21 protein-coding genes are annotated in these 17,181 nt (G+C 65.4%); 8 read left to right on the top strand and 13 right to left on the bottom strand.

Annotation, left to right across the window (positions count from 1 at the left end; all coding sequences use genetic code 11):
- Positions 1-112: 112 nt before the first annotated feature.
- The 4 genes from Q8M85_RS20600 to Q8M85_RS20585 all read right to left on the bottom strand — a co-directional run bounded on the left by Q8M85_RS20600 (position 113) and on the right by Q8M85_RS20585 (position 2,969).
- The gene (locus tag Q8M85_RS20600; RefSeq protein WP_305548150.1) at positions 113-1,108 is read right to left on the bottom strand and encodes a BMP family protein; all 996 of its coding nucleotides are present in this window, start codon (positions 1,106-1,108) and stop codon (positions 113-115) included.
- A 154-nt stretch (positions 1,109-1,262) separates the two neighbouring features.
- Positions 1,263-1,694, bottom strand: a complete 432-nt coding sequence (rimI, locus tag Q8M85_RS20595; protein WP_305548147.1) for a ribosomal protein S18-alanine N-acetyltransferase — start codon at positions 1,692-1,694, stop codon at positions 1,263-1,265.
- Positions 1,691-2,305 (bottom strand): tRNA (adenosine(37)-N6)-threonylcarbamoyltransferase complex dimerization subunit type 1 TsaB, encoded by a 615-nt coding sequence (tsaB, locus tag Q8M85_RS20590; RefSeq protein WP_305548144.1) that lies wholly within the window; start codon positions 2,303-2,305, stop codon positions 1,691-1,693. The genes rimI and tsaB overlap by 4 nt, the downstream gene beginning before the upstream one ends.
- A gap of 100 nt (positions 2,306-2,405) precedes the next feature.
- On the bottom strand, positions 2,406-2,969 hold the full coding sequence (locus tag Q8M85_RS20585) for a NifU family protein (RefSeq protein WP_305548141.1): 564 nt from the start codon (positions 2,967-2,969) through the stop codon (positions 2,406-2,408).
- Between the two features lie 142 nt (positions 2,970-3,111).
- On the opposite strand from Q8M85_RS20585, the gene Q8M85_RS20580 reads away from it, so the two are divergent.
- On the top strand, positions 3,112-4,233 hold the full coding sequence (locus Q8M85_RS20580) for a hypothetical protein (protein WP_305548138.1): 1,122 nt from the start codon (positions 3,112-3,114) through the stop codon (positions 4,231-4,233).
- 48 nt (positions 4,234-4,281) lie between these two features.
- Here the strand turns inward: Q8M85_RS20580 and Q8M85_RS20575 are convergent, their stop codons facing one another.
- From Q8M85_RS20575 to Q8M85_RS20545, 7 genes are all read right to left on the bottom strand, one after another.
- Positions 4,282-4,437, bottom strand: a complete 156-nt coding sequence (locus Q8M85_RS20575; RefSeq protein ID WP_305548135.1) for a hypothetical protein — start codon at positions 4,435-4,437, stop codon at positions 4,282-4,284.
- A 105-nt stretch (positions 4,438-4,542) separates the two neighbouring features.
- Positions 4,543-4,914, bottom strand: coding sequence for a diacylglycerol kinase (locus Q8M85_RS20570; RefSeq protein WP_305548132.1), 372 nt, complete (start codon positions 4,912-4,914; stop codon positions 4,543-4,545).
- Positions 4,915-4,917: 3 nt separating this feature from the next.
- Complete coding sequence (locus Q8M85_RS20565) at positions 4,918-6,555, bottom strand: phosphoethanolamine transferase (protein WP_305548129.1); 1,638 nt, start codon at positions 6,553-6,555, stop codon at positions 4,918-4,920.
- Between the two features lie 125 nt (positions 6,556-6,680).
- A complete protein-coding gene (locus Q8M85_RS20560; RefSeq protein WP_305548126.1) occupies positions 6,681-7,136 on the bottom strand; it encodes a universal stress protein in 456 nt (151 codons plus the stop codon).
- Between the two features lie 55 nt (positions 7,137-7,191).
- On the bottom strand, positions 7,192-8,502 hold the full coding sequence (locus Q8M85_RS20555; RefSeq protein ID WP_305548123.1) for an MATE family efflux transporter: 1,311 nt from the start codon (positions 8,500-8,502) through the stop codon (positions 7,192-7,194).
- On the bottom strand, positions 8,499-8,993 hold the full coding sequence (locus tag Q8M85_RS20550; protein ID WP_305548120.1) for a PaaI family thioesterase: 495 nt from the start codon (positions 8,991-8,993) through the stop codon (positions 8,499-8,501). The genes Q8M85_RS20555 and Q8M85_RS20550 overlap by 4 nt, the downstream gene beginning before the upstream one ends.
- Entirely contained in the window at positions 8,990-9,412 is a 423-nt protein-coding gene (locus Q8M85_RS20545; protein WP_305548117.1) for a PaaI family thioesterase, read from the bottom strand. Before Q8M85_RS20545 ends, Q8M85_RS20550 begins: the two co-directional genes overlap by 4 nt.
- Before the next feature lie 120 nt (positions 9,413-9,532).
- Between Q8M85_RS20545 and Q8M85_RS20540 the strand changes: the two genes are divergently transcribed.
- Positions 9,533-9,907: a MerR family DNA-binding transcriptional regulator gene (locus Q8M85_RS20540; RefSeq protein ID WP_305548114.1), complete on the top strand. Its 375-nt coding sequence runs from the start codon at positions 9,533-9,535 to the stop codon at positions 9,905-9,907.
- 123 nt (positions 9,908-10,030) lie between these two features.
- Here the strand turns inward: Q8M85_RS20540 and Q8M85_RS20535 are convergent, their stop codons facing one another.
- Complete coding sequence (locus Q8M85_RS20535; protein WP_305548111.1) at positions 10,031-10,876, bottom strand: universal stress protein; 846 nt, start codon at positions 10,874-10,876, stop codon at positions 10,031-10,033.
- A gap of 210 nt (positions 10,877-11,086) precedes the next feature.
- Here Q8M85_RS20535 and ccoN point away from each other — a divergent pair, with 210 nt between their 5' ends.
- Genes ccoN through ccoP form a run of 4 tightly spaced genes read left to right on the top strand, consistent with a single transcriptional unit; the run spans position 11,087 to position 14,529 of the window.
- Positions 11,087-12,685: a cytochrome-c oxidase, cbb3-type subunit I gene (gene ccoN / locus Q8M85_RS20530; protein WP_305548109.1), complete on the top strand. Its 1,599-nt coding sequence runs from the start codon at positions 11,087-11,089 to the stop codon at positions 12,683-12,685.
- Positions 12,686-12,697: 12 nt separating this feature from the next.
- On the top strand, positions 12,698-13,441 hold the full coding sequence (gene ccoO, locus Q8M85_RS20525; RefSeq protein WP_305548106.1) for a cytochrome-c oxidase, cbb3-type subunit II: 744 nt from the start codon (positions 12,698-12,700) through the stop codon (positions 13,439-13,441).
- Between the two features lie 11 nt (positions 13,442-13,452).
- Positions 13,453-13,650 carry a cbb3-type cytochrome c oxidase subunit 3 gene (locus Q8M85_RS20520; RefSeq protein ID WP_305548103.1) on the top strand — a complete coding sequence of 66 codons (198 nt, stop codon included), beginning with the start codon at positions 13,453-13,455 and terminating at the stop codon, positions 13,648-13,650.
- A gap of 3 nt (positions 13,651-13,653) precedes the next feature.
- The gene (ccoP, locus tag Q8M85_RS20515) at positions 13,654-14,529 is read left to right on the top strand and encodes a cytochrome-c oxidase, cbb3-type subunit III (RefSeq protein ID WP_305548101.1); all 876 of its coding nucleotides are present in this window, start codon (positions 13,654-13,656) and stop codon (positions 14,527-14,529) included.
- 73 nt (positions 14,530-14,602) lie between these two features.
- Here the strand turns inward: ccoP and Q8M85_RS20510 are convergent, their stop codons facing one another.
- A complete protein-coding gene (locus tag Q8M85_RS20510) occupies positions 14,603-15,034 on the bottom strand; it encodes a DUF2270 domain-containing protein (protein WP_305548098.1) in 432 nt (143 codons plus the stop codon).
- Between the two features lie 229 nt (positions 15,035-15,263).
- Between Q8M85_RS20510 and ccoG the strand changes: the two genes are divergently transcribed.
- Positions 15,264-16,736 carry a cytochrome c oxidase accessory protein CcoG gene (ccoG, locus tag Q8M85_RS20505; RefSeq protein ID WP_371135320.1) on the top strand — a complete coding sequence of 491 codons (1,473 nt, stop codon included), beginning with the start codon at positions 15,264-15,266 and terminating at the stop codon, positions 16,734-16,736.
- On the top strand, positions 16,729-17,181 hold the full coding sequence (locus Q8M85_RS20500; protein ID WP_305548093.1) for a FixH family protein: 453 nt from the start codon (positions 16,729-16,731) through the stop codon (positions 17,179-17,181). The genes ccoG and Q8M85_RS20500 overlap by 8 nt, the downstream gene beginning before the upstream one ends.

Raw genomic sequence — 17,181 nt, 5'->3', positions numbered from 1 at the left:
CCCCCGTGGTGCACGGCCCCTTGCCGCTTGACTGCGGCTTTGACGGGTGCCGGTTGCAAAGTGCCGCGCCAGGTGACTGGCGCGGCACCTTTCATTTCAGGCTGTCATCCGATCAGAACGCGGCGGCCGGGCAGGTGTTGTCCGACATGTAGTCATGGACCACGAGTTCGCCGGACTTGATCTTTTCTGCCGCCGCATCAACTGCGGCCTGCATTTCCGGGGTGACGAGCGCGGCATTGTTTTCGTCCATCGCATAGCCGACGCCTTCGTTCGCCAGACCCATGACGTTGATGCCGGGGGTCAGCGCTTCGCCTTCCTTGAAGGCCTCGTATACGGCGTTGTCGACGCGCTTGAGCATCGAGGTCAGGACCTTGCCCGGGTGCATGTAGTTCTGGTTGCTGTCGACGCCGATCGACAGGATGCCTTCGTCCGCCGCTGCCTGCAGCACGCCCACACCAGTGCCGCCCGCCGCCGCATAGATCACGTCCGCGCCTTGCGCCTTCTGGCCCTTGGCCAGTTCCGCGCCCTTGACGGGGTCGTTCCAGGCAGCCGGGGTGGTGCCCGTCATGTTCAGCACGACCTTGGCGTCGGGTTTCGCGGCCAGAACGCCCTGGGCATAGCCGCAGCCGAACTTGCGGATCAGCGGGATGTCCATGCCGCCGATGAAGCCGACGGTGCCGGACTTGGTGGCAAGGCCCGCCATCATGCCGACGAGGTAGGACCCTTCGTGCTCGTTGAAGACGACCGACTTCACGTTCGGCTGTTCCACGACCATGTCGATGATCGCGAACTTGGTGTTCGGGAAGTCCGGGGCGACCTTGTTCAGCACGTCGCCGAAGGCAAAGCCGGTCATGACGACCGGGTTGGAGCCCGCTTCGGCCAGACGGCGCAGCGCCTGCTCGCGCTGGGCTTCGTCCTGCATCTCCAGTTCCTTGAAGGTGCCGCCGGTTTCCTCGGCCCAACGGGTCGCGCCGTTGAAGGCGGCCTCGTTGAAGGATTTGTCGAACTTGCCGCCAAGGTCGAAGATGATCGCAGGTTCCGCTGCGGCGACGCCCGACAGCAGGGCGAACGCACAGGTGGCCCCGGCAAGGGTTTTCATAAGGCTCATGGATAGTCTCCCGGTTGACGAACACATTGACGCCCTGTCCGCCGGTTTCCCGGTCGCGGGCGGTTCCTGCCGCTGATTAGGGGCAAAGCCCGCATGGGGGTCAAGCGGGATTCTTTTTGCAGGTGCGGCAACTTGACCCTTTGGTCAAACTTTTTCACCCCGAAGGCGCGGCTGCCAATTCCCGCGCCATGAGCAGGGCATCGATGCGCTGGCCCTCGGGCGTCAGGTAATAGCCCCGCCTGCGGCCTGCAGGGGCAAAACCGGCCGATTCGTATAGCCCTGTGGCGGCGGCATTGTCCGCGGCGACCTCAAGGAAGGCCCGCTCTGCCCCCCGAAGCTGCGCCTGGTAAAGAAATCGTGCGACCAGCTTGCGACCCAGCCCCCGACGCCGTGCTTCCGGTGCGACAGCGATGGTCAGCAGTTCGGCCTCGCCCGCGACGGCACGTCCCAAAAGGAAGCCCGCGTCGCCCTCGACCAGCAGGAAGCAAAGTGGATCGGCAAGAAGCCCGGCAAAGTCGGCAGGGCTCCACGGAGCGGGCGTGCGGAAAGCGCGGGTGTGCAGGGCGGCCAGAACCTCGGGTGTCACGGCAGGATCACTGGCGGCGGGTCGGAGGGTGGGGCAGCATCCGCACCACGCAGGTAGAACGGGGCGGGACGAGGCTGCGGCGTGCCTGCGCGGGTTGCACCGATCCGGGCGATAGCCTCGGCAAGCGGCATGGCGGGATCAAGGGCGGCTGGACCTGCGGCGCTGCCGGTTGCGGGCGCCCGGCCCCCGACACTGCTTGCCACGGCAAGCCGAGCGGGACCGGGGCCGTCTTCGGTGAAGTCCTGGACATAGGCCTCACCCCGGCGCGCATCCTCGATCACGCGAAGCGGCCGGGGCAGCCCGAAGGCAAGAGCCTCCAGTCGCGTCACGCCAACGGCTTGGATGCCCAGTCCAAGCGCCAGGCCACGGGCGGCGGCAACCGAGATTCGGACGCCGGTGAAATTGCCCGGGCCAGTGCCGACAGCCAGCGCCTTGAGGTCGGGCCAGCCGATCCCGCCTTCAGCGAGGAGCCCTTCCAGCAGCGGGAAAAGACGTTCGGCCTGACCCTTCTCCATCGGCTCAAGCCGCTGGATCACGCGGCACGTGTTCAGGGGGGCGGGCAGCAGCAACGCGGCTGCGCACCACGGGCCGGACGTGTCGAAGGCAAGCAACGGAAGCTCCTCGTGCGTCTTCGACTTCTCGTCGCTGACCGACTCGCGAGGAGCGACCCGAAGGGAGCGAGGCGCCACCACGAAGGATCAGGCCGCGCGGTTATGCAGCGACCGGGCGGACTTCCAGCACTTCCGGGATATAGTGCCGCAGCAGGTTTTCGATCCCCATCTTCAGCGTCAGTGTGGAAGACGGGCAGCCCGCGCAGGCACCCTGCATGTGCAGGTAGACCACGCCCCGGTCAAAGCCGTGGAAGGTGATGTCGCCGCCATCTTGTGCCACGGCGGGCCTGACGCGGGTGTCGAGGAGTTCCTTGATCTGTCGCACGATGTCGCCATCCTCGCCGGTATGTTCGGCATGGCCGCCGCCGGTCGAGCCTTCACCTTCGATGACGGGCGCGCCCGACTGGTAATGCTCCATGATCGCGCCCAGAATCTGCGGCTTGATATGGGCCCAGTCGACAGTCTCGGCCTTGGTCACGGTGACGAAATCCGTGCCGAAGAAGACCCCGGTCACGCCGCCAGCCGCGAAGATGCGCCTTGCAAGCGGCGACTTCTCGGCGGCCTCGGCAGACGGAAAGTCGGCAGTGCCAAGCTCCAGCACGGTCTGGCCGGGCAGGAACTTCAGCGTCGCGGGGTTCGGCGTGGATTCGGTCTGGATGAACATGCTGCGAGTCTCCGACTATTCCACTCGGATATGCGCTCGCCACCCTATGCTGTCAAGGTGGGCAGCCGCCTTCCGGCAAGTCGTACGGTTGAACCGGCGTCGTGCAAGGCCCACATCTTCAGGACATCATAATGAGGTACCCATGCTTTATGTCGATATTCCCACCGCTCCCGAGTTGCAGAAACTTGTCGCCCATCGCGGCGAGGCGTCGGTTTCCTTCTACCTGAGCACCACGCCGGAAACCCAGAACATCGGTCAGGCCCGAACCGAACTGGGCAACCTTCTGAAACAGGCCGTTGCCCAACTGGAAGCGGTGGCCACTGAAAAGCGCACCCTCTGGCCGATCGAGGAACAGGTCCAGGACCTGCTGGACGATGACGACTTCTGGAGGTTCCAGGCCAATTCTCTGGCCGTCTTCGTGACGCCCCGATCCTTGCGGTCGTTCCGCCTTCCGAACCACCTGACCGACATGGTCCAGGTGTCGGACCGGTTCCATATCAAGCCACTCCTGCGCGCCGTATCGGTTCAGCAGCACGCCTTCGTGCTGGCGCTGGCCGAAAACGAGGTGCGTCTGGTCGAGGTCTTTGCCGATCTGCCCGCGCAAGAGGTGAAGGTCGCCGACATGCCGAAGGACGCAGCTTCTGCCGCGGGCACGGCCAATGTTAACTCGCGCAGCTATTCGCAGCGCAAGGGCGGCTCGGAGGGGCAGAACGTGCTGTTGCGCGCCTTCTGCCGCAAGGTCGATGCCGCGCTGCGCCCGGTCCTGTCGGGCCGATCCGAACCGCTGATCCTGGCCGCGACCGATCCTTTGGCCTCGATGTTCCGCTCGGTCTCCAGCCATGACCATCTGGCCCCCGACGGCATCAAGGCCAGCCCGGTCCGCAAATCTGCCGCCGATCTGGCGACCGAGGCCCGCCCGATCCTGGATGCGCTGCACGCCCGGATGATCGCCGAGGTGCATGACCTTTTCTCGGCCCGCGAGAACGACGGCCGCGCGTCCACGCAAGTCGCCCGCGTTGCCCGGGCGGCTACCTTCGGCGCGGTCGACACGCTTTTGGTCGATATCGACGAGGTGGTGCCCGGCACGGTGGACGAGACCACCGGCGAGGTGACCTTCGAGAAGACCGAAAGCGCCATCAGCTACGGTGTGGTGGACGAGATCGCGGGCCGCGTTCTGGCTTCGGGCGGGCGGGTTCTGGCAGTCCGGCGCGACGACATTCCGCAAAAGGCCTCGTTGGCCGCAATCCTGAGATACGCCATCTAGGGCAATTCCCCGGCCGGGACAGCCTGGCCGGGGAAGTTCGTTACGGCGTCAGGCCTGGTCCGACCCCCAGTAGGCATACATCTGCTCCAGCGCGGTCAGCGGGCGCAGGCGTGGCGCGGGCAGGGGGACCGGCTCGGTCGAGTAATAGGCTGCCAGCGCGGAAACTGTGTCACGGCGGTTTTGGCGGAATGGTTGGATGGACATGATCTTGAGCCTTTCGGAAGGCTCCTCCCAGCCTCCAAGGTAGCCCCTTCCGTTCACCGGACCAAGGCGCATCGCCGCATGGCGGCAATGCAGCTGCAGCATGAGCTACCAGATCAGGACGACGCCCGCATAGATCACCAGCGCCCCGATGGTACAGGCCACGGCCAGCGAGCCGAGGTCCTTGGCGTCCTTGGCGAACTGCGACCAACCCGGCGAGAGGTGGTCCACCAGCACTTCGATGGCGGTGTTCAGGGCTTCGACCGCGATCAGCACCAGGCCGATCGCCAGCATCCCCAGAATCTCGGGCAGCGAGGCTCCAAAGGCCACCAACAGCGCCAGCAGACCCGCGATCAGCGCGGCTTCCTGCCGGAAGGCGCTTTCCCGGGCCAGCCGCCTGAGCCCGCCGATGGAATAGCCCGCGGCGGCAAGGAAATGTGCGATCCCCGACTTTCGCGGCGGCTTTTCCTGCACCGTCATGGCTTAGCCCGTCGTGACCTGTCGGCAGGCCCCCGCCAGGTCCAGCGCATCGTCCTTGGCCTTCGTCGTCACATCCAGCATCCCAAGCACCGTTGAAAACATGTTGTCGTGGCTTGCAGGGTTTCCAGCGGCAGTCTTCATGCACTCTGGGTCGACCGCAAGACTGGCACGGAACCGTTCCGACATCCAGATGACCATCGGTACATGCGTCTGATACTCTGGCGCCATGAAATAGGGCGTCCCGTGCAGGTACAGGCCGCCCTCCCCCAGGCTCTCGCCGTGGTCCGAGACATAATACATCGCCGGGACGACACGGTCCTGCGCGTCCAGCAGGTCGATCACCTGGGCCAGGAACCAGTCAGTATAGGCAATGGTGTTGTCGTAGGCATTGACGATCTCTTCTGTCGTGCAGTCGGTCAGTTCGGGCGTCTGGCATGCCGGAGCGAACAACTCGCGGTCCGCCGGGTAGCGCAGCCAGTAGCTGGGACCGTGGCTGCCGATCTGGTGCAGGACGATGACGGTGTCCTCGGTGATGGTCGCGGCCTTCTGCCGCAGCGCCTTGAGGAAGACCCCGTCGATACATTCCGGCTGGCAGAATTCTGCCCCGTCGGCGGCCGTCATCACCCGCGAAGCCACGCGGTCGGCGACATTCTTGTGGCCGGTGTTGTTGTCCCACCACTCGACCTGGAACCCGGCATGGGCCAGCACATCGACAAGGTTTTCGTGGCTCAGACCGCCCTCGTAGGAATACTCGGCCCGAGTCAGGGGCGAGAACATGCAGGGCAGCGAGGTTGCCGTGGCGGTGCCGCAGCTGGTGACGTTCGGGAAATAGGTGATGTCGCGCTGAACCAGCTCGGGGTTCGTCTCGCGACCGTATCCGCCCAGCGACCAGTTCGCGGCACGCCCGGTTTCTCCGGCGACGATCACCAGGAGCACGGGCTTGCCGACCTTGGCCACGAAGGGACCCTTGGCCGCGTCTTGTGCGGTTGGCTGCACGACGATCTGCGTCGACTTCAGCATCATCTTCGCGTAGCGCAGTGCCCCCGACAGCGGTGCAAGCGGCTGGACCGCGCCCATAAGTTCCTTGTCGGCGCGCAGGACGGTGGAATATGCCTTGAGATCGGTGAAGAGGAGCCCCACCACCAGCCCGGCCGATACCGCCGTCACCAGCCCGTAACCCGCCACGGCCCGCCTGATCGAGTCGCGGCGGATGCGCACCCACAGCACGATGGCCGAGGGCAGCAGCCCATACAGCACGACATGGCCGACAAAATGCAAGGTGACCAGATGCTTCGATTCCGCGAAGGTCGTGGTCACCGCGTTCTGGATCATCTCGCGGTCGATGACGACACCCAGCACGTCGACATAGTACGAGGTGACGCCCGCAGTCAGCAGCATGGCAATCAGGACCGGCTTTTGCGCCCGGCGGACGGCAAGGACCGAGATCACCAGAAGCATCAGCGCCCAGACAGCTCCGGCAAAGACCAGCGCCGTGACGGTGCGGCCGTCGAAAATGCGGAACAGATGACCCCAGAAAGTCGCATTGCAAAGAGCCAGAAGGTAGCTTGCGACCAGTGTGTTCAGGGCGAAAGCGGAAAGCGTCGGACGCGCGGCGAACGTCGCCTTGGGGGGAATGGGCATGGAGGGTCCAGGAAAGCGAGGCGCTGCATGGCCCCGCGATCCATTTAGACCTTTGTGACGACGCTGGCTGTAAGCGGGCGCTTAATCGGCGTGGTCTCAGCTCCGGCGTGCCGGTCGAATGTGCTTCAAGTGATGCTTTCCAGCCGTTCCTTCGACATGTCGCCCGGAACGATGGTAACCGGGATCGGCAGATTGCCCGAATTGCGGCTGAGCGCGGTGACCAGCGGTCCCGGCCCCGACTTGTCGGTGCCCGCTCCCAGGACAAGGATGCCGATCTCGGGGTCCTCGTTCACCTGGGCCAGGATCTCGACCACCGGGTCGCCCTCGCGGATAACAAGTTCCGGGTTCACGCCCTGCTTGTCGCGCATCCACTTGGCGAAGACCTCGAAATGCGCCTCGATCCTTTCGCGCGCTTCGGCCCGCATCAGGTCGGCCACGCCGACCCAGGTCTGAAACTCGTCCGGCGGGACGATGGAAAGGATTGTCACCCCGCCTCCGGTATGGGCCGCGCGCAACGCGGCAAAGCGCATCGCGTTCAGGCATTCGCGGCTGTCGTCCAGCACGACCAGGAATTTCCGCATGTCTCTCCCCTTTGCGGCGGTGATATTGGCCCGGCGCACGGGGGGAAGGCAAGCCTTACGCGCTGCCCGCCCGCGCCAGGATCTTCGGATACTTCCGCCACAGGGTCACGGTCCGCACCGCATTCAGCACCATGAGCGCCGCCCAAAGCCCGTGGTTCCCGCCGAGGGGCACCAGCACCGCCAAAGCCACTCCGTAGACTGCGACCGACAAAAGCATCGCCCGCAGCATGTCGCCCGTCAGCAACGCGCCGATGAAGATGCCGTCGTAGATCCAGGCCGCCACCCCGATCAACGGGGCCGCCACCAGCCAGGGCAGGTAGCCTCGTGCAGCCTCTCGTACCTCTGGCGAAGTCGTCATCAGATCGATGATCCCAGGCCCCGCCAAAGCGAAGACCACCGCAAGCGCCGCCGCTCCGCCGAAGCCCCATTGCATGCAGATTCGCCCCGCCGCCTTCGTTTGCGCCACCGAGCGCGCCCCGATCGCCTGGCCGACCAGCGCCTCGGCCGCGAAGGCAAAGCCGTCCAGAGCATAGGCGGTGATCTCCAGGAACTGCATCAGCACCTGGTTCGCCGCCAGCGTCACGTCACCGAACCGCGCGCCCAGGAAGACAAAGCTGGTGAACGACAGCTGCAGCAGGATCGTCCGTGCCATGATGTCCCGGCTGGCCGAGAACATCAGTCGGATCGCCACCCGATCCCCCAGTCGTGCCAGCGCCGGTCGCAGGGCGGACCCGAAGGCTTCCCGCGCCAGCCAAAGTCCCAGCAGAAGGCCGGTCCACTCTGCAATCAGGGTGGCCAGCGCGACTCCCGGCACACCCCAGCCAAGCCCCAGCACGAACCACAGGTCCAGCCCGATGTTCAGCCCGTTCTGCCAAAGCTGCAGGATCAGCACGTCCCGGGTCCGCCCCAGCCCCACCAGCCATCCGGTCAGCGCATAAAGCGCGACGGTGGCAGGCGCCCCCCAAATGCGAATCTCCAGATAGCCCTGCGCCAGCCCTTCCACCTGATCCGAAGCCGGAGCAACCCAGAAGGCCGCCGCAAAGAGCGCCCCCTGCGCCAGGACCAGCGCCACCCCCGCCGCCGCCCCGATCAGCAGTGCCCGGATCAGCACCGCCGTCCGCTCGGCCGCGTCGCCACCGCCATGCGCCTGTGCAGCCAGGCCCGAGGTCGACATGCGCAGGAACCCGAACGCCCAGTAGAGTGTCGCCAGGATCACCGCGCCGATTCCCACCGCGCCCAGGCTGGCCGGATCACCCAACTGCCCGATCACCGCCGTATCGACGGCCCCCAGCAAGGGCACCGTGACGTTGGACAGGACAATCGGCCCCGCGATCCGCAGAAGGCGGCCGTGGGTGATCTCGGTCACGGCTTCAGTTCGACCGGCGGCATCAGAAAATGCCCGGTGGCCTGCGCGAACAGGCGCGCGCGGTTGTCCTGCCAGGCCTCGACATGCACGCTTGCATAGCGCCGCCCCGACCGATTGACCCGGGCCCGCGCATAGGCATCGCGCGGAAGGCCGGCGCGCAGGTAGTCGATGGTGAAATCGATGGTCTTCGGCAGCCGCAACGGGCCATCCGGCAATGCGCCGTCCGCCTCGACCCCATCCCAGAGCGTGCTCCACGACAGTTCGATCATCGCGGCGATTTCCAGGAAGGCCGCCGTTGCGCCACCGTGCAGGGCGGGCAGGCGCGGGTTGCCGATCAGATCGTCGCGGAACGGCAGGACCGCCGTCAACTCGTCCCCGCGCCGGTCGAACTGGACACCCAGATACCGGATGTAGGGCACCCCGTCGACCAGGCTCCGCAACAGCGCCTCGCGCCGCCGCTTGATGACATGGACCGGCTCGGGCGGTTTCATCCCTTGCGCTCCACCGTGAAGGCGCCCGTCGCCATCGCCACCGGGCGGCTTTCGTCGTCGTCGGTCGCCACGGCGCGGACGAAGGCGACGCTGCGGGTGACATGGTGACATTCGGCGCGGGCCCGGATCGTCTGGCCCGGACTTGCCGGACGCATGTAGTCGATCCGCAGGTCCAGCGTCGCGGTCGAAAATCCGGCCTCGGGGTGGCTCATGACGGCGGCCCCGCAGGCGGTGTCCATCAGGGCCGACACGGCCCCGCCGTGGACCACCCCTGTCGTCGGGTCGCCAATCAGCCGTGCATCGTAGGGCATGGCGATGCTGGCCGCGCCCGCGCCGATGGCTTCAAGCTGCATCCCCAGCGCATGGCTGTGCGGCAGAGCCTGAATGAACTGGCGGGCGATGGCGGTAATGTCGGACATTGAACCTCGCGGGGGATCTCCGGGCGCGCATCAAAGCGCCGCCACTGCGGGATGGCAACCCCCGACACGGTTGCGCCAAGGCGGGCACAACCCTAGTCTGCGCGACGAGAGGAGCCGCGCATGACCGAGACCCGCCTCAGCTTCAAGGAGATGTGCGCCAGGTTCGACGTGACCCCGCGGACGCTGCGCTATTACGAATATATCGAGCTTCTGGCCCCCGACCGCGAAGGCCGCGCCCGATTCTACGGTCCGCGTGAGGTCGCGCGGATGAAGCTGATCCTGCGTGGCCGCCGTTTCGGCTTTTCGCTGGAGGAGATCCGCCAGTGGCTCCTGATCTACGGCAAGAAAGGCGAACGCCCGCAGCTGGAAGCCTGGCTGCAACTGGCCGACCGCCAGCTTCTGGCGCTGGACAGGCAGAAGGCGGACCTGGAAGCCTCGATCGCTGACCTCCGGGCCCTGCGCGAAACGGCGGTGGCGGAACTGGACAAGCTTTAGCGGACGGACTGAAGGACCGCTCCTCGTTCGACTTCGTCTCCTCGTCGCAGTGTTGCCCTGCGAGGAGTGACGAGGTCATCGACGAGCCGCCCCCAGTCCGCGCCCCCAGTCCGCGCCCCTGAGTCAGTGCGCCAGGAAGACCGGCACTTCCGCGCGTTCCAGCATGTCGCGCGTCGCCCCGCCCAGGATCGCCTCGCGGAAGCGCGAATGGCCGTAAGCCCCCATCACCAGAAGCTCGGCATCGACATCTCGCACCTGTCGGGCCAGCACCTCGGACACGCGGGGCAGGGTGCGCGCGAGGACCGTGACCTCGGCCTTTACCCCATGCCGGACCAGAAGCTGGCACAGCAGGCCACCGGGGTCGGACCGTTCCGGTCCGTGGGCGGGCGGATCGACGACGACGATCTGCACCAGTTCGGCTCGCTTCAGGAACGGCATCGCGCGCCGGGCGGCGACCAGCGCCTCGCGGCTTTGATTCCATGCGACGATGATCCGCTTCGGCACGGCCGTCCGCATGCCTGACGGCGGCACGATCAGCACCGGCGCCATGCCTTCGAAAAGGGCCGCCTCGGTCACCGCCTCGTCCTCGATACCACGCGATTTGCCATAGGGCAGGGGCAGGACCACCAGATCGGAATAGCGCGCCCGGGACGCCACCACATCGGTCAGCGCGCCCAACTGGGTCACTACCGATTCGACCGAGAATCGAAGCGTCGACGTCTGCGCCCCGATGGCGGCGTTCAGCGCGGCTTCCGCCTCGCGCGCTTCCGCCTCGGCGCGGTCCATCGCCGCAGCGATCACCACGGCACCCGACCCCACATAGGAATAGCCGATCTGCGTCCGGTCCACTCCGACCGCCAGCGCATCCAGATGCGCGTCCATCGCCTGCGCAAGCTGCGCTGCCGCAGTCACGGTGCCCGGCACACCCTCGGGCGAGGCGGCAATGGTCAGAAGCGATTTGTAGGCCATGATGGGTCTCCCTTTAAGGTGATGGCCCATCATGCTGCATCCTGACCGACGCGCCTTGACAGAGGTCAATGCGGCCCAGAACCCCGGTTGACCCAGATCAAGGCGGCAGACTCCGCTGCGCTGCAGAAGTCAACCTGCCGAAAAGTGCGCTCGTTGCCCCGAATCAATGCGGGCGGGCGAAGCGCGCAAACAGGACGAAGGGACGCAACCATGTGGGATTACTTGAAACTGGCAGGGCTAGGCCTCGTCGCGGTCTGCGCCGCGATCGCGGCCAACTACGCTCATGACCTGGCTTACCAGGTCAATGCGATCACCGTGATGCTTGCCGCAGGCATCGCCTTTCTGTGGGTGCTGCGCTCGGCAGGAGATCCGAGACCGAACCTGCAACACGAATACTTCGACGATGTCATCCGCGCCGGAGCGATTGCCACCGCCTTCTGGGGGGCCGTCGGCTTTCTGGTGGGGGTGGTCATCGCGCTGCAGCTCGCCTTCCCGCAGTTGAACTTCGAGTTTCTGCAGGGTTACGGCAACTTTGGCCGCCTGCGGCCCTTGCACACCAGCGCGGTGATCTTCGCCTTCGGTGGCAACGCGCTGATCATGTCGTCCTTCTACATCGTCCAGCGCACCAGCGCGGCGCGCCTTTTTGGCGGCTCGCTGGGCTGGTTCGTGTTCTGGGGCTGGCAGCTGGTCATCGTGCTGGCGGCCACGGGCTATGTGCTTGGCGCGAGCCAGGGCAAGGAATATGCCGAACCCGTCTGGTACGTCGACATCCTGATCACCGTGGTCTGGGTCGCCTTCCTGATCGCCTTCATGGGCACCCTCTTCAAGCGGAAGGAGCCCCACATCTATGTGGCGAACTGGTTCCTTCTGTCGATGATCCTGACCGTGGCGATGCTTCACCTGGTGAACAACGCCGCGATTCCGGTTTCCATCTTCGGAAGCGCGCAGGTCCAGCTTTATAGCGGCGTGCAGGATGCGATGGTGCAGTGGTGGTACGGCCATAACGCCGTCGGCTTCTTCCTGACCGCAGGCTTCCTGGGGATGATGTACTACTTCGTCCCGAAACAGGCCGAACGCCCCGTCTTCAGCTACAAGCTGTCGATCATCCACTTCTGGGCCTTGATCTTCCTTTACATCTGGGCCGGTCCGCACCACCTGCACTACACCGCGCTGCCGGACTGGGCCTCGACCCTGGGCATGGTCTTCTCGGTGATCCTGTGGATGCCCTCGTGGGGCGGCATGATCAACGGGCTGATGACGCTGTCGGGCGCCTGGGACAAGCTGCGCACCGACCCGATCATCCGCATGATGGTGGTGTCCATCGGCTTTTACGGCATGTCGACCTTCGAAGGCCCGATGATGTCGATCAAGGCCGTCAACAGCCTGTCGCACTACACCGACTGGACCATCGGCCACGTCCACTCCGGCGCCTTGGGCTGGAACGGGATGATCACCTTCGGCGTCCTTTACTACCTGGTGCCGCGCCTGTGGAACCGCGAGGGCCTCTATTCCCTCAAACTCGTCAGCTGGCACTTCTGGCTCGCGACCATCGGGATCGTCCTTTACGCCTCGGCCATGTGGGTCACGGGCATCATGGAAGGCCTGATGTGGCGTGAAGTCGACGCGAACGGGTTCCTCGTGAACGCCTTCGCCGACACGGTGGCCGCGAAGTTCCCGATGTACGTGGTGCGGGCTGCCGGTGGCGGGCTGTTCCTGACGGGTGCGCTGATCATGTGCTGGAACCTCTGGATGACGGTGCGTGCGCAACCCGCACGCGTCACCCAGAACTCCGCCGTTCCGGCAGAATAAGGAAACGCAAACATGGCTTTTCTCGACAAGCACAAGGTCATCGAGACCAACGCGACCCTGCTGATGATCCTCAGCCTTCTGGTCGTGACCATCGGCGGGATCGTGCAGATCGTGCCCCTGTTCTACCTGGAAAACACCATCGAGAAGGTGGAGGGGATGCGTCCCTACACCCCGCTCGAACTGGCCGGGCGGAACATCTACATCCGCGAGGGCTGCTATGGCTGCCACAGCCAGATGATCCGCCCGATGCGGGACGAGGTCGAACGCTACGGCCACTACTCGCTGGCAGCCGAGTCGATGTACGACCGGCCCTTCCAGTGGGGGTCCAAGCGCACCGGGCCGGACCTGGCCCGCGTCGGTGGCCGTTACTCGGACGAATGGCACCAGGACCACTTCACCAACGCGAAGTCCGTGGTCCCGGAATCGGTGATGCCGCCCTACGGGTTCCTGGCCAATACCATCATCGACGGGAAATACATCCAGGACACCGTGGCGACGAACCGGATGACCGGCGTGCCCTACACCGACGAGATGGTGGAAAGCGCGCTGGCCGACTTCACCGCCCAGGCCGACCCCTTGGGAGACAGCTCGGGGCTGGAGGCGCGTTATGGCGAGACCGCCTTCGGCACCCCGGTCAACGTGCGCAACTTCGACGGCCAGCCCGAACTGACCGAGATGGATGCGCTGATTGCCTATATGCAGGTCCTGGGCACGATGGTCGACTTCTCGACCTACACCCCCGTGGCGAACCGGTAAGGAGCGCAAAGATGGAAACCTATTCCTTCCTCCGCCACCTGGCCGACAGCTGGTTCCTTCTGGCGATGACCCTTGGCTTCCTGGCGCTTTGTGTCTGGGCTTTCCGCCCAGGGTCACGCGCGATGCACCAGGACGTCGCAAGCTCGATCTTCCGCAACGACGACCGTCCTGCGGCGGATGACCCTGCCCAACCGCGTAAGGAGGCCTGAGCCATGGCCAAGCCAATCAAGAAAGAACAGCGGCAGGTGGAAACGACCGGCCACAGCTGGGACGGCATCGAGGAATACAACAACCCGCTGCCGCGCTGGTGGGTCTGGGTGTTCTACGCCACGATCGTCTGGGGGATCGGCTATACCATCGCCTACCCGGCCTGGCCGCTGATCACTCAGGCAACCCCCGGGCTGCTGGGGGCCTCGACCCGCGCCGACGTGGCGGTCGAGATCGGGGCGGTCGATGCGGCCAACGCGGCGATCAAGGAAAAGCTGGTCGCAGCTGACCTGACCGCCATCGGTGCCGACCCCGAACTTGCGGCCTATGCCGAACGGGCGGGCGCGGCCGTCTTCCGCACCAACTGCACGACCTGCCACGGGTCCGGCGCTGCGGGGTTCGAGGGCAAGGGTTATCCGAACCTCCTGGACGACGACTGGCTCTGGGGCGGCACGATGGAGGACATCCATCTCACCATCACTCACGGCATCCGCAACACCACTGACCCGGACGCCCGCTATTCCGAAATGCCGAAGTTCGGTCTGGACGGCATCCTGGACGAAACCCAGATTGCCCAGGTGACCGAGCATGTGCTGGCCATTTCCGGGCAAGGCCATGACGCCGCCCTGGCGGCGGAAGGGGCTGTCCTCTACGCCGACAACTGCGCCGCATGCCATATGGAAGACGGCTCCGGCGACCGGACTCAGGGTGCACCCAGGCTGACCGACGAGATCTGGCTGTACGGCGGGTCGCGCGAGAAGATCATCGAGACGGTGACCAAGGCCCGGTTCGGCGTGATGCCCAACTGGAACGAGCGGCTGTCCGAGGACGAAATCCGCGCTGTGTCCTTCTATGTCCACAGCCGCGGTGGTGGGGAGTGATCCCTTTTCCCTTGTGACTGAAGGGGGTCCTCGGGCCCCCTTCTTTTTTCGCCGCGCCGGACCGGGGCGGCTTTCAGATAGAGCGCCATTCGGCGCGAAGACCTTTTGTCTCGGCGTTTTGCGTGCGGGACGCAAAACACCTCGGACGTGCGCGCCGCGCGGGGGGCGCCCTGACCCGCCGCGCGACGGCGACACCAAGACTGACGTGATACTGCGGCAGGCGGTAATCCTCGGCCAGCGTCCCGCGCCAGTCGCGTCCGACTGCATCCTCGGCCTCCGTCAGCATCGGCACGAAGAAATGCCGTTCGATCCAGCACGCGCTGGCGCGCCAGACGTTGAAGAAGCGGTAACGCCGGGCCTCCAGCGTCAGGAACAGCAGGATCAGCTCGCCTACCAGCACCAGGGGCAGGGGTGAGGCCTCGGGCGAGGAATAGGTGATCGACAAGGCCACGCCCAGCGTGACCACGGCCCAGTTCGTCGTGGTGTCCAGCCGCGTCCGCCACACCGTGCTGCGATAGACCTCGCCGAGGTAAAGATGCGCCAGTGCGCCGATTTCGGCGGCGGAAAGGTCTTCGGTCTCGCGCGTTCATGGTTTCCCCCTGCGCTGCCTTTGCGAAACTCGATCCCCGGGGCAAGGTTCCTGTCGCTGTTCACGCCGATTTGCGCTGCAATGCCGCATTCAGTCGGTCGGGGGATTGCCGCTATTGATGCAGGTCAAGGCCCGCGACCCGCAAATGCCCGATTGCAGAACCAAGACCTGCGCCCAAGGAGCCACCGTGGACACTCCCGATTCCCCGCCCAGCCTTTACGCCGCGCGTGAACCCGTCTTTCCGCGCCGGGTGAAGGGCACCTTCCGCACGCTCAAGTGGTGGATCATGGGGATCACCCTCGGGATCTACTACCTGACCCCCTGGCTGCGCTGGGACCGGGGACCGTCGCTTCCCGACCAGGCTGTGTTGGTCGACCTCGGGAACCGCCGTTTCTTCTTCTTCATGATCGAGATCTGGCCGCACGAATTCTACTTCGTCGCGGGCCTTCTCATCATGGCGGGGCTCGGGCTTTTCCTCTTCACCTCGGCCGCCGGCCGCGTCTGGTGCGGCTACGCCTGCCCGCAGACGGTCTGGACCGACCTTTTCATCCTGGTCGAACGATGGATCGAGGGCGACCGCAACGCCCGTATCCGTCTGCATCACCAGAAATGGAACGGCGAGAAGATCCGCAAGACAGCGGTCAAGTGGTCGGTCTGGTTCCTGATCGGCCTCGCGACCGGCGGTGCCTGGATCTTCTACTTCACCGACGCGCCCACACTGCTGCGCGACCTCGTCACCGGGCAGGCCCATCCGGTCGCCTACATCACCATGCTGATCCTGACGCTGACCACCTTCTTCTTCGGTGGCTTTGCGCGCGAGCAGATCTGCATCTACGCCTGCCCCTGGCCCCGCATCCAGGCCGCGATGATGGACGAGGACACGCTGACCATCGGCTACCGCGACTGGCGGGGCGAACCGCGCGGCAAGCTGGGCACCGAAGGCGCAGGCGACTGCATCGACTGCATGGCCTGTGTCAACGTCTGCCCAATGGGTATCGACATCAGGAACGGTCAGCAGATGGCCTGCATCACCTGTGGGCTGTGCATCGACGCCTGCAACGACGTGATGGACAGGATCGGCAAGCCGCGCGACCTGATCGGCTACCTTGCCCTGACCGACGAAGTGAGCGAGCGGGAGGGCAAGACGCCGAAGTCGGTCTGGAGCCACGTCTTCCGTGTCCGCACCATGCTTTACACCGTCCTTTGGGCCGGGGTCGGGATCGGCCTGATCGTGGCACTTTTCCTGCGCTCGCCCATCGACATGAACGTGACCCCGGTCAGGAACCCGACCTTCGTCACCCTTTCTGACGGGTCGATCCGCAACGCCTACGACATCCGGCTGCGCAACATGCACGGGGAAGACGCCCAGTTCACCATCGCCGTGACCTCTGACGCCTTCGTCACCCTCGGGCTGGAAGGCCGCGACGGCCTGACCGTTACCGTGCCTGCGAACGAGACGATGTCGCAGCGGGTCTACCTGACCGCCGCCGCCGGCACCCGTGCTGCGGTTGAGGACCGCTCCGACGTCCGCCTCTGGGTCGAGGAACTGGGCACGACGAACCGCGTCCACCATGATACGATCTTCAACGGCAAGGAAAAGGAAGACGACGATGACTGAACTCAAGGGCAAGCATGTCCTGGCGATCACCGTCTCGGCCTTTGCGGTGATCATCGGGGTCAACCTCACCCTCGCCTTCAAGGCCGTGAGCACCTTCCCGGGGCTGGAGGTCGACAACTCCTACGTCGCCAGCCAGGGGTTCAACGCCCGCAAGGCCGCGCAAGAGGCTTTGGGCTGGACCCTCGCCCCCAGCTACGACGCCGGACGGATCGACCTTGCCTTCCTTGACCGCGACGGCCTGCCAATCGCGGTCAAGGACCTGGAGGTTCTGGTCGGCCGCACGACCTCGACCGCCGCCGATGCGCGGCCCCAGTTCATGCTGGCGGGGGATGTCTACACCGCGCTTCTGGACCTTGATCAGGGCAAGTGGATGGTCAAGGTCACCGCCCGCTCTGCCGACGGCACGCTGTTCGAGCAGCGGTCCGAACTGTTCGTACGGGGCTGA

Source organism: Tabrizicola sp. (assembly GCF_030694085.1).
Classification (GTDB): domain Bacteria; phylum Pseudomonadota; class Alphaproteobacteria; order Rhodobacterales; family Rhodobacteraceae; genus Tabrizicola.
Note: the sequence above shows the minus strand (reverse complement) of the source record. Positions and strands in the feature narration are given on the sequence as shown.